Origin of the sequence: Brevundimonas sp. (assembly GCF_035561115.1) — a bacterium.
In the GTDB taxonomy this organism is placed as follows: domain Bacteria; phylum Pseudomonadota; class Alphaproteobacteria; order Caulobacterales; family Caulobacteraceae; genus Brevundimonas.
In genome coordinates this window covers 26,777-40,464 of record NZ_DATMYH010000106.1, presented here as the reverse complement: position 1 = coordinate 40,464, position 13,688 = coordinate 26,777, and the positions used below count along the sequence as shown (strand labels likewise).

12 protein-coding genes and 1 tRNA gene are annotated in these 13,688 nt (G+C 68.7%); 5 read left to right on the top strand and 8 right to left on the bottom strand.

Annotated elements, in window-relative coordinates; genetic code table 11:
* Positions 1-23 precede the first annotated feature (23 nt).
* Both VN378_RS13870 and parE read left to right on the top strand, forming a co-directional pair.
* The gene (locus tag VN378_RS13870) at positions 24-1,379 is read left to right on the top strand and encodes an O-antigen ligase (RefSeq protein WP_325744152.1); all 1,356 of its coding nucleotides are present in this window, start codon (positions 24-26) and stop codon (positions 1,377-1,379) included.
* The gene (gene parE, locus VN378_RS13865; RefSeq protein WP_325744151.1) at positions 1,342-3,453 is read left to right on the top strand and encodes a DNA topoisomerase IV subunit B; all 2,112 of its coding nucleotides are present in this window, start codon (positions 1,342-1,344) and stop codon (positions 3,451-3,453) included. The genes VN378_RS13870 and parE overlap by 38 nt, the downstream gene beginning before the upstream one ends.
* Here the strand turns inward: parE and VN378_RS13860 are convergent, their stop codons facing one another.
* The 5 genes from VN378_RS13860 to VN378_RS13840 form a co-directional block, all read right to left on the bottom strand.
* Positions 3,454-4,830, bottom strand: a complete 1,377-nt coding sequence (locus VN378_RS13860; protein ID WP_325744150.1) for an MATE family efflux transporter — start codon at positions 4,828-4,830, stop codon at positions 3,454-3,456.
* 94 nt (positions 4,831-4,924) lie between these two features.
* On the bottom strand, positions 4,925-5,455 hold the full coding sequence (locus tag VN378_RS13855) for a phosphoglycerate mutase family protein (protein WP_325744149.1): 531 nt from the start codon (positions 5,453-5,455) through the stop codon (positions 4,925-4,927).
* Between the two features lie 82 nt (positions 5,456-5,537).
* The gene (locus VN378_RS13850; protein ID WP_325744288.1) at positions 5,538-6,785 is read right to left on the bottom strand and encodes a glycosyltransferase; all 1,248 of its coding nucleotides are present in this window, start codon (positions 6,783-6,785) and stop codon (positions 5,538-5,540) included.
* A gap of 133 nt (positions 6,786-6,918) precedes the next feature.
* Positions 6,919-7,074 carry a hypothetical protein gene (locus VN378_RS13845; RefSeq protein WP_325744148.1) on the bottom strand — a complete coding sequence of 52 codons (156 nt, stop codon included), beginning with the start codon at positions 7,072-7,074 and terminating at the stop codon, positions 6,919-6,921.
* A 31-nt stretch (positions 7,075-7,105) separates the two neighbouring features.
* Positions 7,106-7,999, bottom strand: coding sequence for an SPFH domain-containing protein (locus tag VN378_RS13840; RefSeq protein WP_325744147.1), 894 nt, complete (start codon positions 7,997-7,999; stop codon positions 7,106-7,108).
* 199 nt (positions 8,000-8,198) lie between these two features.
* Between VN378_RS13840 and VN378_RS13835 the strand changes: the two genes are divergently transcribed.
* The 3 genes from VN378_RS13835 (at position 8,199) to VN378_RS13825 (ending at position 11,833) form a co-directional block, all read left to right on the top strand.
* Positions 8,199-11,384, top strand: coding sequence for an autotransporter outer membrane beta-barrel domain-containing protein (locus tag VN378_RS13835; RefSeq protein WP_325744146.1), 3,186 nt, complete (start codon positions 8,199-8,201; stop codon positions 11,382-11,384).
* A gap of 19 nt (positions 11,385-11,403) precedes the next feature.
* Positions 11,404-11,480, top strand: a tRNA-Val gene (locus tag VN378_RS13830).
* Positions 11,481-11,560: 80 nt separating this feature from the next.
* The gene (locus tag VN378_RS13825; RefSeq protein ID WP_325744145.1) at positions 11,561-11,833 is read left to right on the top strand and encodes a hypothetical protein; all 273 of its coding nucleotides are present in this window, start codon (positions 11,561-11,563) and stop codon (positions 11,831-11,833) included.
* A 1-nt stretch (position 11,834) separates the two neighbouring features.
* Here VN378_RS13825 and VN378_RS13820 read toward each other — a convergent pair whose 3' ends face one another.
* Genes VN378_RS13820 through queC form a run of 3 tightly spaced genes read right to left on the bottom strand, consistent with a single transcriptional unit; the run spans position 11,835 to position 13,548 of the window.
* Positions 11,835-12,203, bottom strand: coding sequence for a 6-carboxytetrahydropterin synthase (locus VN378_RS13820; RefSeq protein WP_325744144.1), 369 nt, complete (start codon positions 12,201-12,203; stop codon positions 11,835-11,837).
* Complete coding sequence (gene queE, locus VN378_RS13815; protein ID WP_325744143.1) at positions 12,200-12,835, bottom strand: 7-carboxy-7-deazaguanine synthase; 636 nt, start codon at positions 12,833-12,835, stop codon at positions 12,200-12,202. The genes VN378_RS13820 and queE overlap by 4 nt, the downstream gene beginning before the upstream one ends.
* Positions 12,832-13,548 carry a 7-cyano-7-deazaguanine synthase QueC gene (queC, locus tag VN378_RS13810; protein ID WP_325744142.1) on the bottom strand — a complete coding sequence of 239 codons (717 nt, stop codon included), beginning with the start codon at positions 13,546-13,548 and terminating at the stop codon, positions 12,832-12,834. The genes queE and queC overlap by 4 nt, the downstream gene beginning before the upstream one ends.
* Positions 13,549-13,688 lie beyond the last annotated feature (140 nt).

Sequence of the window (13,688 nt, the reverse complement as noted above, 5' to 3'; positions counted from 1 at the left end):
GCCTGAAGCCCGACCCTGCATCGGTGCGCGAGTCCCGTCCAGACAACGGCCAGACCGACCCCGCCCCCGGCTGGTGGGAGCGGGTGATCTGCGTCGTCATCATCGCCATGCTGACCGGCGCCCTGATCGGGCCGGTCTTCGCGCCGCTGCAGGAAGAGACCCCGGTGCTGCGGCTGGTCTGGCTGCCGGCCTATGCCGCCATCTTCGGCATGGCGGCATGGCGGATCGACCGGATGTGGGGGGCGTGGCCGGCGGTCCTGGCCATGGCCGCCGTGGTCGGCCTGGCCTTCGCCTCGAAATACTGGTCGATCGACTATGAGGTGACCAGCCGGCGGGTCATCGCCCTGGCCATCAGTTGCGTCTTCGCCCTCTATCTGGGAGCGGTGTTCCGGGGTCCGCACCTGCCGCGCCTGCTGATGCACGCCGCCTTGCTGATGGCGATCGGAAGTCTGGTGATGGTGTTCGCCTTCCCGTCCATCGGCGTGCACCAGTACGACAACGCCGGCCTGTGGCGCGGCCTCTGGTACGAGAAGAACCAGATGGGCGCCGTGATGGTGGTCGGGGCGACGGCCGCAGCCGCCTGCCTGGCCTCGCCTGACCCGCGCCGGCTGTTGCCGGCCGTCACCCTCGGCCTGGCGTCCCTCCTCGTGCTGGCCACCCAGTCCAAGACCTCGCTGCTGTGCCTGATCGTCGGCCTCGGCCTGGTCGGTGGCTTCTGGTCGCTGAAGCGCGGCGGTGCGGCCTTCAGCGTCGTGGCGATCTGGATCGCCGTCGTGGTCGCCGGAATCGGTCTCTGGACCTGGGAGACCCACTCCGTCGCCGTGCTGGAGGCGCTGGGCAAGGACCCCTCCCTCACGGGCCGGACCGAGATCTGGGACAGCCTGATGCGCAAGGTCGCCGACCGGCCCTGGACCGGTTACGGCTACGGGGCCTTCTGGGGCCGGGTTGGGGAGTCGGTTCCGGCGGACTGGGTGCGCAAGGAGACCGGCTGGACCGTGCCCAGCGCCCACAACGGCTGGATCGATCTGCTGGTGCAGCTCGGCTGGCCGGGCGCGGTGCTGGTGGGATTGCTGATGACGACGACGACCCTGGTCACCGTCCTGCGCTCCATGAGCCAGGGCGCGCGCGAGGGCTGGTGGGCGCTGGGTTTCCTGGCCGCCTTCTTCGTTCTGAGCCTGTCGGAAAGCATCCTGGTGCAGCATCAGAGCCTGCACTGGGTCCTGTTCCTGGCGGTCCTGACGCGCGCCGTCCTGCCCTCGCCCGTTCCGGTCGCCGCGCCGCTTGTGGAGAAGCGCCGCGGGGCCTACCAGACCGGCTCCCGAATCGCCGCACAGTATCCGCATGGGCCAGTCCGATCCCGCACCTTCGTTTCTCGATGACCTCTTTGGAGGGCCGGCCGCCGGCGAGCCCGATCCCGCCGGCGCGCCAGCCAATGATCCGGTCTTGACGCCCCGTCCCGCAGCCTCGAAGCCGGAGCCGGCCCCCGCCTCCTCGCCTGCTGTCGCAACCGCGCCGCCTGTCCCCGGCAGCTATTCCGCCTCCTCGATCGAGGTGCTGGAAGGGCTGGAGCCGGTCCGCAAACGGCCCGGCATGTATATCGGCGGCACCGACGAGCGGGCGCTGCACCACCTGTTCGCCGAGGTCCTCGACAATGCGATGGACGAGGCCGTCGCCCGCCACGCGAAACTGATCACCGTCGATCTGGACGCCGAAGGCTGGCTGTCCGTTCGCGACGACGGCCGCGGCATCCCGGTCGATCCCCATCCCAAACATCCGGGCAAGTCGGCGCTGGAAGTCGTCATGACCGTCCTGCACTCGGGCGGCAAGTTTTCCGGTAAAGCCTATGAAACCTCAGGCGGTTTGCACGGGGTCGGGGTCAGCGTCGTCAATGCCCTGAGCGAACGGCTGGACGTTACGGTCTGGCGTGACGGTCATGAGTGGACCCAGTCATTCAGCCGCGGCCTGCCGCTGGGTTCGATCGTCCAGGGGCCGCCCTCGAAGAAGAAGGGGACCCTGATCCGGTTCAAGCCGGACGAGGAAATCTTCGGCGTCGGCGCGGCCTTCAAGCCCGCCCGTCTGTTCCGCATGGCCCGCTCCAAGGCCTATCTGTTCCGCGGCGTCGAGATTCGCTGGACCTGCGCCGCGGACCGCATCACCGACCACACGCCGACCGAGGCGGTTTTCCACTTCCCCAACGGCCTGGCCGACGCCCTGGCCGAGCGAATCGGCGCCCTGGAGACGGTGACCCCGACGTTCGCGGGCCGCGTCGAGCGCAAGGGCGAGGCCGGAGCCGTCGAATGGGCCGTGACCTGGTCGCCGATCGGCTTCGGCGAGGCCGACGGCTTCGTCTCCTCCTACTGCAACACCGTCTCCACGCCCGACGGCGGCACCCACGAGGCCGGCTTCCGCGCCGCCCTGGTGAAGGGTCTGAAGGCCTATGGCGAACTGACCAATGAGAAGCGGGCGGGCCTGATCACGGCCGAGGACGTCATCGCCAACGCCGGGGCGATGATCTCCGTCTTCATCCGCAACCCCGAGTTCCAGGGCCAGACCAAGGACCGCCTCTCCTCGCCCGACGCCCAGCGTCTGGTCGAGCAGTTGCTGCGCGATCCGCTGGACCACTGGCTGACCGAAAGTCCCAAACAAGCCAACAGCTTGCTGGGCTTTGTTATCGACCGGGCCGAGGACCGCCTGCGTCGCCGCAAGGACAAGGAGGTCCAGCGCGCCCAGGCCACCCGCAAGCTGCGCCTGCCCGGCAAGCTGTCAGACTGCTCGCGCCAGTCGGCCAACGGCACCGAACTGTTCATCGTCGAGGGCGACTCGGCCGGCGGCTCGGCCAAACAGGCCCGCGACCGCACCACCCAGGCCATCCTGCCCCTGCGCGGCAAGATCCTGAACGTCGCCTCGGCCACGGCCGACAAACTGCGCGCCAATATCGAACTGTCCGATCTCGCCCTCGCCCTGGGCGTCCAGCCCGGCAGCCGGTTCAACATGGAAGACCTGCGCTACGAGCGGATCGTCATCATGACCGACGCTGACGTGGACGGGGCGCACATCGCCGCGCTGCTGATCACCTTCTTCTACCGCTCCATGCCCGAGACCATCCGTCAGGGCCGGCTGTTCATGGCCCTGCCCCCGCTCTACCGGATCAGCGCCGGCCCGCTGTCCGAATACGCCCGCGACGACGCCCACCGCGACGAGCTGATCGCCACCGTCTTCAAGGGCAAGAAGGTCGAGATCGGCCGCTTCAAGGGCCTGGGCGAGATGATGGCCTCCCAGCTCAAGGAGACCACCATGGACCCCAAGAAGCGCACCCTGGCGCGGGTCACGGTGCCGTCGTCCGAAGACGAGATCGAGGATCTGGTCGAACGCCTGATGGGCCGCAAACCCGAGGCCCGCTTCCAGTTCATCCAGGAAAACGCGCGCTTCGCGGTGGCCGACCTCGACGTCTGATCAGCCGGCCAGGGCCGCGGCCGGCCGGGGCGGGACCAGACCCGCCAGCTTCAGCCGCAGCTGCCGCCGGAGGAAGAACAGCGCGACCAGACACTGCAGCAGGCCAGCGCTCGCCGACAGCCACCAGAAATGCTCCAGCCGCGTCCAGGACTGGGCCGACAGCCAGAAGGCGCCCCCCGCGAAGGCCAGCAGACGCAGCGCGCTGCCGACCAGCGCGGGCCGGGTGTCGCCCAGCGCCTGGAAGGTCCCGGAGGCGATGAAGATCAGACCGGTGGCGATGAAATTCAGCGACACGATGCGCAGATAGGTCGAGGCGACCTCGGCCACCGCCGGATCGGGCGTGAAGGGCGCGACCAGCCAGCCGGCCTCCCACTGGCAGATGAGGGTCAGCACCAGCATCAGGCCGCAGCTGATGATCGCCGCGTCGCGCACGGTGCGGCGCACGCGATCGGGCAGACCCGCGCCGAAATTCTGTCCGGCCACCGGGGCCACGGCGAAGGACACCGCCATGGCCGGCAGGAAGACCGACTGCATGACCCGGGAGCCGACGCCGAACCCGGCCTGGGCCTCGGACCCGAAATTGCGGATCACGGCGTAGACGACGCCCATGGTGAAGAACATCAGCACGAACTCGGCCGCCGACGGCAGGCCGATGCCGACGATGCGCGACAGCACGGCGCGGTCGGGCCGGGCGAGACGCAGGGGTTCGCTCATCAGCGTCTGCGCGCGCCCGAACACCCACACCGAGCCGACGAAACCGGCCAGCGCCGCCAGCGAGCTGGCCAGTCCCGCCCCGAAGGTTCCGAGCGGCAGGCCCGAGCCCCAACCCGCGATCAGCACCGGCGCGAGGACGGCGTTGAGCAGGACCGTGCCCGACTGGATCAGCATGGTGGGCCGCACCACGCCCGCGGCCCGCAGCGCCGCCCCGATGGCTCCGGTCGGGAACATCAACGCCAGAGCCGGCAGGAAGCCGTACAGATAGGCCGTCCCCTGCCGCGCCGTTTCGGGGTCCGCGGCGAAGGCGCCGATGGCCATGCCGCCGAAGCCGTAGCCACCGATCAGGGTCAGGGCCGAGAGCCCCAGGGATATCAGCATGGACTGGCGATAGACGCCGTCGACCTGGGTGAAATCCTTCGCCCCGATGCCGCGGGCGATCAGCGACAGCGAACCGACGGCCACCATCTGGGCGGCCGCCATCACCAGAAAGAAGACCACCCCGGCCAGGCCGACGCCGGCGATCGCGTCCGGTCCGACGCCGGCGACGAAATAGAGGTCGATCAGGAAATAGAGGGTCTGGAACAGCAGGCCGAGACCGATGAAGGCCGCCATGCCGATGAGACGCCGGCTGATCGATCCCTGTGTCAGGTCATGTTGCATGGCTGGTCTCCCGGCATGACGCAGAAGCGCGTCATCCGGTGGATTTACCCGGGCAATATCGGATCGTCAATATTACCCGGATAAATTATGTCGATCAGTGAGCGGTCGCCTGGTCGCACGCCGTCGGAGCGCCGTAACGGCTGACCTGGGCGTGGGCGGCGTCGCCCATGAGATGCAGCACCGTCATGCGGTCGTACTCGCATTCCGGCATGTCGGCAGCCTCGGCATAGCCCAGCGCGCGGGCGACCAGCGGCACGGTGTTGCTGTGGCCGACCACCAGAACGACGGCGTCGTCCGGCAGGGCGCGGACCTTTTCGGCGATGGCGGCCACATGGGCCGCCGCGCCGCCGTCGAGGCCGACGGGCTCGACGGTCACGGAATGGAATTCCGCCGCCGGCGCGGCGGTCAAACGCGTACGCTGCAGCGGGCTGGTGAAGATGTGACCGGGATGGACCTCGGCGAGGGCGGCCGCGAGCACGGCGGCGCGAGCCTGACCCGCCTCTGACAGCGCCGGATCGGCGCCGGCGTCGGCCTTCTCGGCGTGACGGACCAGATAGACCGTCTGGGCCATGGCCGAGGTGGCGGTCAGCAGCGAGAAGGCGGCCGCGAGCAGGAGGCGTTTCATGATCTCAAATCCCGGTTTCGCTCGAGATTGACCGCCGGGGCATCGACTGTCGAGGGCGAAGACGCCGGCGCCCCGATACGCTTCAGTGCACCTTCCACTCACCCGGCCGGGCGAAGGCGGGCTCGCCGCTGACCTCGGCGTAGACTGAGCTGAGGTCCTCGAAGACACGGTTCCAGGCGAAGCGTTCGACGGTCCGGACGCGTGCGGCCGCGCCGATGGCCTCGATATCGCGGGCGAACAGGGCCTCGATCGCCGCAGCGTACTGGACGGGGTTGGCGCTCTTCGCCAGCTGGCCGACGGTGTCGTCGACCGTTTCCTTCACCCCGCCGGCGTTGACCCCGACGACCGGCCGTCCGCAGGCCATGGCTTCCAGCACGATCAGGCCGAACGGCTCCTTGTCATTGGCGTGAACGAAGGCGTCGCAGGAGGCGATGATCCGCGCCACGGCCTTGGGGTTGGCTTCGTACGGCAGGGAGATGACCCGCTCTTCGGCCGGCATGCCCGCGCCGGCGCCGACCAGGATCAGATGGTAGGGGTCGCCCAGTCTCTGGACGGCCTCGATCAGCACGTCGATGTTCTTCTCGCGCGCGGGCCGGCCGGCGAAACACAGCAAGCGCGCGGTTGCGGGCAGGCCCAGCTTCTTCAGCAGCCAGTCGCGGTCGCGGCGGTCGGGGCGGAAGGTGTCGATCTCCACGCCCAGGGGACGGATGACGATGTTGCCGACGCCGGCCTCCTCGAGCCGGCGGGCGATGAAGCGGCTGGGCGAGATGACCTTGTCGAACTGGCCGAACAGCCGCGCCCAACGCTTCTCGACGGGCTTCTTGGCCCATTCGCCGAAATGCAGGGCGGCGAGGCCGGCCGGATCGGAATGGCAGAAGCCGACGACGGGGCAGCCGGCGCGCTGACCGGCCTCCAGGGCCCCCTGCCCCGGCGTATAGGGATCGCCAGCCTCGATGATCGACGGATTCAGCGACGCCACCCAGGCGCCCCAGCGCCGCACCGAGGTCGGCCAGCGGTAGCCGTCGCCGAACGGCAGCTTGGTCGCGTGCAATTGGACGATGCCGTCATCGCCCGCCTTGTGGTGCGCGCCGGGCACGACCAGCGAATGGGCCACCCCCGGCCGGTTGGCCTCCAGCCAGGCCTTCTTGGACAGCAGATAGCGTTTCACCCCGCCCGACCGCGGCGCGTACAGCATGGTGGTGTCGACCAGACGCGGCCGGCCCTCATCGCCGGCGGCCTTGGTTGCCCTCAGGGTTTCCGAGACTTCCTCGTCCCAGCCCGGAATCAGGCGCAGTTCGCCTTCCTGCACTTCCAGACCCGCCAGGCTCATGAGTTCACGTTCGGCCGCGCTGATTCTTGAGGCTCCAACGCGCGCGACGCGCTTCTGGATGCGGCGGGCCTTTCGGACCTTCGACATATGCGACTTTACCATCAGCGGCCCCTAGCGCCGCTCGAAGCCAAGCTCAAGCGTCGTCCGCTTGCGGACCGTCTTCGACGGGGACCACGCCGCGGCGGTGAAGCGCCTCCCGCAGCAAGGTCTCCACCTGGGCGTTGACCGAGCGCAGTTCGGCGGCGGCCAATCGCTCGACCGCCGCCATCACGCCCGGAGAGGCGCGCATCAGAAAGGGCTTCCTGGGACGCGCCATGGACTCAGCCGTACAGGGTGCCGGTGTTGATGACCGGCTGGGCCTCGCGATCGGCGCACAAAACCACCAGCAGGTTGGACACCATGGCCGCCTTGCGGTCCTCATCCAGTTCCACGACGCCGCGTTCGCCAAGGTCCAGAAGGGCGTTTTCGACCATGGCGACGGCGCCACGGACGATCAGGCGCCGGGCCGACAGGATCGCCTCGGCCTGCTGACGCCGCAGCATGACCCCTGCGATCTCAGGCGCATAGGCGAGGTGGGCCAGGCGGGCCTCGTCGATCGCCAGGCCCGCGGCGTGCAACCGGGTGCCCAGCTCGTCACGCAGCCGGGCGGCCACGTCCTCGGCGTCGGCGCGAAGCGTAAGTTCGGAATCCTGCCCTTCCTCGCCGTGGTCATAGGCGTAGTGCGAGGCGATATCGCGCAGGGCCGTGTCGACCTGGATGGCGACGAAGGCCTGGTAGTCGTCGACGTCGAACAGGGCCTGGGCCGAATCCTCGACGCGCCAGACCACATTGGCGGCGATCTCGATCGGATTGCCGCGCCTGTCGTTCACCTTGAGTTTGTCCGAGGTGAGGTTGCGAACGCGCAGGCTGATTTTCTTGCGGCTGTACCAGGGCAGGACCCAGCGCAGCCCGGTCCTGCGGTCGGTGCCGCGATAGTCGCCGAACAGGAGGATCGCCATGCCCTCGTTCGGCTGCAGCGAGTACAGCCCGCAGATCAGCAGCAGGCCCGCCACGGCGGTGACGATGCCGGCGACGACCCGCCAAGCCGTGTCCGGATCCTGGGTGATGCTGACCGGCCCGAGAATGAGCAGGGCCAGCCCGACCAGCAGCATGAGGACGCCATTGGCGGTCGACGCCGGGCGTTCCGTGGATCTGGAATGTGTGGTTGCGGTCATCGGTCCCTCCCTGAAGCAATATGAAAATGATATCACTTTGATGTCGAATTGCGCAATAGCCTCGCTTTAACTGTTGCCCGGAGGCCCGGCTTCGGCCTTGCATTCGCCTCAAATTCGAGAAACTTGAGGCAGGCTGGCGTGGTCCCTGTTAGAGGATCGCCCGCGTCTCTGGCGTATCGTCCACAGGGGTTTCTACCGAATGCGTATTCTACTCGCGACCGCGGTTGCGATCGCTCCCCTGATGGCGGCTTCCGGCGCGATGGCCGAGGTCGTGATTTCGACCGCCCGCACGACGCCGATCGCGACGTCGAACGCCACCGGCTCGGGTCCCGACGACATCCGCATCGCCGGCGGCGGCGCCATCAACGTCGCGTCCGGCGCAGCGGTGACGGTCGACGCCAGCGAAAACTTCACTATCGACTCGGCCGGCGCCGTCACCATGGCCCTCGCCGCCAACGGCGCGACCGGGGTCCTGGTCAACCCGGGGGTCGCCTCCACCCTCACGATCAACGGCTCCATCTCCATCTCGGACACGATCGGGACCTATCCCGACAGCGACAGCGACGGGGATCTCGACGGTCCCTGGGCCACCGGATCGGGCCGGTACGGCATACGCTACGCGGCAGGCGCGCCGGTCACCGGAGACCTGATCATTGGCGTCAGCGGCGTCATCAACGTCGAGGGCGCCAACTCGTACGGCGTCCTGATCGAATCGGGCCTCACCGGAAAACTCCAGAGCCAGGGCGCCGTCCGGGTGTTTGGCGACAATTCGATCGCCATTCGCACCCAGGGTCCGATCACGGGCGCGGTGACTCTTATGGGAGCCGTCAGCGCGCGCGGCGCCAATGTGTCCGCTGTTTCGATCGGCGGCGACGTGGGCGGCCGCCTGACGCTTCAGGGCGACATCAACGCGTCCGGCTACCGCTACACTTCCCGCGGGGGCGACGCCTTCGAGGAGAAACTCGACGCTGAAGACAAGCTGCAGGGCGGCCCCGCGGTGATCGTCGCCGGCAATGTCGCCGGCGGCGTCATCGTCGATCGCGCGCCCGTGGACGCGGACACGGCCAATGCGGACGAAGACGGCGACGGCTTCCCGGACGCCTCCGAGCCCGAGGGCGCGATCACCAGCTTTGGCGCTGCGCCGGCGCTTGTGATCGGCTCCGCGACACAATCCATCACCCTCGGGGCCGTGGGAACGGGCGATGGCGCCTTCGGCTTCATCAACCGCGGGGTGATCTCGGGTCAGGGCGTCTATGACGGCATTGACGCCAATGGGGTCGTTTTTGGCGGAAACGCCGGCCAGACGGTGACGGTCTCGGGCGGCGTGCGGAACGAGGGAACTGTGTCGGCCCTCGCGTTCGATGCGAACGCCACGACGCTCCGGCTCGGCGCAGGAACCAACGCGCCCCTGATCTACAACTCCGGGGCCATCAACGCCGGCGTCTCCAGCGATCTGGCGTCCGCATCGGCGACTGCGATCCGGATCGACGCCGGGGCGTCGGTCACCAGCCTCACCAACAACGGCTCGATCCTGGGCTCGGGCACGGGCGGCACGGCGACCGTCACGGGCATTCTGGACCTCAGCGGCGGCCTCACCTCGATCAACAACACCCGGTCGATCCAGGCGCTGCTTGCTCCGAACGCAGACGGCGACGCGCTGACCGGCTCCACGACGGCGATCGATGTCAGCGCGAATACGACCGGGGTGAGCCTGATTCAGACGGGCGTCGCCGCCACGCCGACTGCAGCGAACCCTGACACCGACGGCGACGGCGTGCCGGACAGCAACGAACCGATCATCGTGGGCGCGATCAAACTCGGGTCAGGAGCAGACACCGTCGATATCCGGAACGGCGTGGTGCAGGGCGATGTCGCCTTCGGCGCCGGCGCCGACCGTCTGCTGATCTCGGGCGGCGGCGTCGTGCGCGGCGCCCTGTCGGATACGGGCGGCGACCTGACCATCGACGTTTCCAACGGCACGCTCGACGCGCGTCAGCTCACGCGGACGAACGTCACCGACCTGAATGTCGGAGCGGACGGCAATCTGATCGTGACCCTGGATCCGGCCAACAACAGTTCGGGCGGGTTCAACGTCGCAGGAACGGCGACGTTGGCCGACGGCGCCGGCCTCGGCGTGCGTTTCACCTCGCTTCTGACGGCGGAGGAGCGGTTCACGCTCATCGACGCGGCGACCCTCAATTTCGGCGCGATCGACCTGACTTCGATCGAGGCCAATTCCCCGTATCTGTATGTGGTCGAGGCGGGCGCCGATGTCGCCGCCGGCGAGGTGTTCGCCGATGTCCGCCGGCGGACGGCGGCCGAAGCCGAATTCATTCCGGTCGAAGCCGCCCTGTACGACGCCTTCTACACCGCGATCGGCGACGCTGACGCCCTGAGCATGCGCAACGCCTTCCTGGCCCAGACGGGCCGCGAGGACTTCATCAATCTGTACGAGCAGCTCCTGCCCGACCACTCGGGCGGTCCGCTGCTTTCCCTGGCCTCGGGCGTCGACGCCGTGACGCGGGCCCTGACGGGCCGCAACGCCTCGGCCGCGCCGGGTGAAACCAGCGCCTGGGTCCAGGAGATCAATTTCTACGCCGACAAGGACAAGACCGACACCTACGGCTTCCGCTCGGAAGGCTTCGGCGTCGCGGGCGGCGTCGAACGCGGCAGCGGTCTGGGCAATATCGGCATCACGGCGGCCTTCACCTCGTCGGACCTCGAGGATCCGGAGGCCGAGGCCGAGGAAGTGCTGTCGGCGAATCTGCTGGAGCTGGGTCTCTATTGGCGGGCCCAGGGCCAGTACTGGACGACCTGGGCGCGCGCCGCCGCGGGCTATGCGACCTTCACTTCGGAGCGCCGCTTCGTCGGAGCGGGCCTGAACCTGTCCAACGAATCGGACTGGAACGGCTTCACCCTGGCCGCAGCCGGCGGCGCCTCGTATGAGCGCTCCTTCGGACGCTTCAGCGTCCGGCCCGAAATCTATGCCGAGTATTTCTCGCTCAGCGAGGACGGCCACGTCGAAACGGGCGGCGGAGACGGCTTTGACCTGGAGATCGACGACCGCGAAGGGCACCTGTTCTCGGCGACCGCCGCCATCAACGTCGGCATGGGAATGGGCGAAAACAGCTGGCTGCGCCCGGAGCTGCGCGTCGGCTGGCGTCAGAACATCTCGGCTGATCCGGGCGAGACCATCGCGCGCTTCCGTTCGGGTGGTCCGGACTTCACCCTGGCGGGCGGTTCGATCGAGGGCGGCGGGCCGATCGTCGGCTTCCGCCTGAACGTCGGCAACGAACTGGGCATGCTGTCCATCAACGCCGACGCCGAGATGATCGAGGACTATGTCCGTTACATGCTGTTCCTGCGGGCCAGCTTCCGGTTCTAGGCCGGAAAGCGAAGGGATCGGGCGGCTAGCTCAGCTGGTCAGAGCACCTCGTTTACACCGAGGGGGTCGGGGGTTCGAACCCCTCGCCGCCCACCAATCCCCGGCGCCCGCCCCGGCGCCGGTCAGGATGCGTTCACCCTTCGCGGCCTAACCCTGCCGGTCAGGAGAGATTCACCATGTCCATGCCCCCTGCCCGCCTCGCCATCCTGTCGGGCGTTCTCGGCGCGGCCCTGATGCTGCAGGGCTGTCTGGTCGGCGCCGTCGTCGGAACGGCGGGCGCGATCGTAGGGGGTGCGGCCCAGGCCACCGGCGCCGTGGTCGGCGCGGGTGTCGACGTGGTCACGACCTCCGACGAGGAGACCAAAGCTAAACGCGAGCGCGAGCAGCGGGACCACGAACGCGAGCAGCGCCGCTGCGAACAGCGCCAGCGCCAGGGCCGCGACTGCTGACCTAGAGGGTCAGCACGCAGCGTTCGTGAATGGTCGGCCGCGCCACCTGGATGCGGCACAGGCCCGGCCATTCGGGCCGGAGGCGACGGGCGAACCAGAGGCAAAGGTTCTCCAGGCTCGGAAGCTCCAGCCCCGGCTTCTCGTTCAGCATGCCGTGATCCAGTTCCTCGGCCGCCGCCTTGAGGGCGCGGTCCAGTGCGCCAAGGTCGGCGACCCAGCCGTGATCGGCGTCCAGCACCTCGGAGCGGATCGTCGCCTCGACCGTGAAGGAGTGGCCGTGGATGCGGCGATAGATGCTGCCCTCCGGCTCGTGCGGAAAGTGGTGGGCGGCGTCGAAGGTCGCGGCCTTGGTGATCTCGAAAACGCTCATCTCACGCCGATGTATTTGTGGGTCTGGACGCTGAGCCGCCATCTGGGGTGGGTCAGGCAATAGTCGATGGCTGCGGCCGTGTTGGCCGCCCGGTCGGGGCCGTCCATCGGCTGCAGCCAGAAGCGTTCGAAAGCCAGATGCTCGAACCGGTCCGGCATGGCTTTCGGCTGCGGGAAGACCAGTTTCAGCTCCTGGCCCGAGGTCTGGACCACAGCCGCCTCGGCCTTGGGGCTGACGCAGATCCAGTCGATCCCGGCCGGCGCCGGAAGCGTGCCGTTGGACTCGATGGCGATCTCGAACCCGCGCGCGTGCAGGGCGTCGATCAGGCCCGCGTCCAGTTGCAGCAGGGGTTCGCCCCCGGTGCAGACGACCAGCCGGGGATCCCCCGCCCTGCCCCGCCACATCGACAGGACGTGATCGGCCAGGGCGTCCGCGTCGGCGAACTTTCCGCCGCCGTCGCCGTCCGTCCCGACGAAGTCCGTATCGCAGAAGGTGCAGACCGCCGCGGCCCGGTCGCGCTCGAGCCCGTTCCAGAGATTACAGCCGGCGAACCGCAGGAACACGGCCGGCCGTCCGGCCTGCCCGCCCTCGCCCTGCACGGTCAGAAAGACCTCCTTGGCGGAATAGGTCATGCGGCCGCCCATTCCGCGTGGCCCGTCGCCCGCAGGTCGCAGGCCGGGCAGTCGCCGCAGCCATAGCCCCAGACGTGGCGGTGTTCGCGGTCGCCGCGATAGCAGGTGTGCGACGCCTCGACGATCAGCTCCACCAGCGGCGCCCCGCCGATCCGGTTGGCCAAGGCCCAGGTCTCCGCCTTGGTCAGGGCCATCAGCGGCGTCTCGATCACGACCGGTTTGTCGAGCCCCAGGCTGAGCGCCGTCGCCATGGCGTCGATCGTGTCGCGGCGGCAGTCGGGATAGCCGGAAAAGTCCGTCTCGCACATGCCGCCGACCAGCAGGTCCAGCCCGCGCCGGTCCGCCAGCGCGGCGGCGCAGGTCAGGAACACCAGATTCCGGCCGGGCACGAACGTACTGGGCAGTCCCCGCGCGTCCATCTCGATCGCCCGGTCCGTCGTCAGGGCGCTCTCCGCGATCCGGCCGTATCCCGTCAGGTCGACGACATGGTCCGGGCCCAGCCGCCCTGCCCACTGCGGCAGGACCGCCTGCATGCCCTCGCGCACCGTCAGCCGCGCTTCCATCTCGACGGCATGACGCTGGCCATAGTCGAAACCCACGGTTTCGACGCGCGGAAACCGCGCCAGCGCCCAGGCCAGACAGGTGGCGCTGTCCTGACCGCCCGAGAACAGGACGAGGGCAGATTTTTCGCTGGTGGGGCCGGAATCGCTCATGACAAACCTGCGGTCGGCCGGTCGGCCGCGCGCATAAACAGGGGGGATGGGCCGCTTCGATGGCGGGGCGCGCCTTCTACACCAGCCCCGGGCGCAGGGCAAAGACGGCCGGAAAGCGGCGATCGCCGCCTTAACCCTTC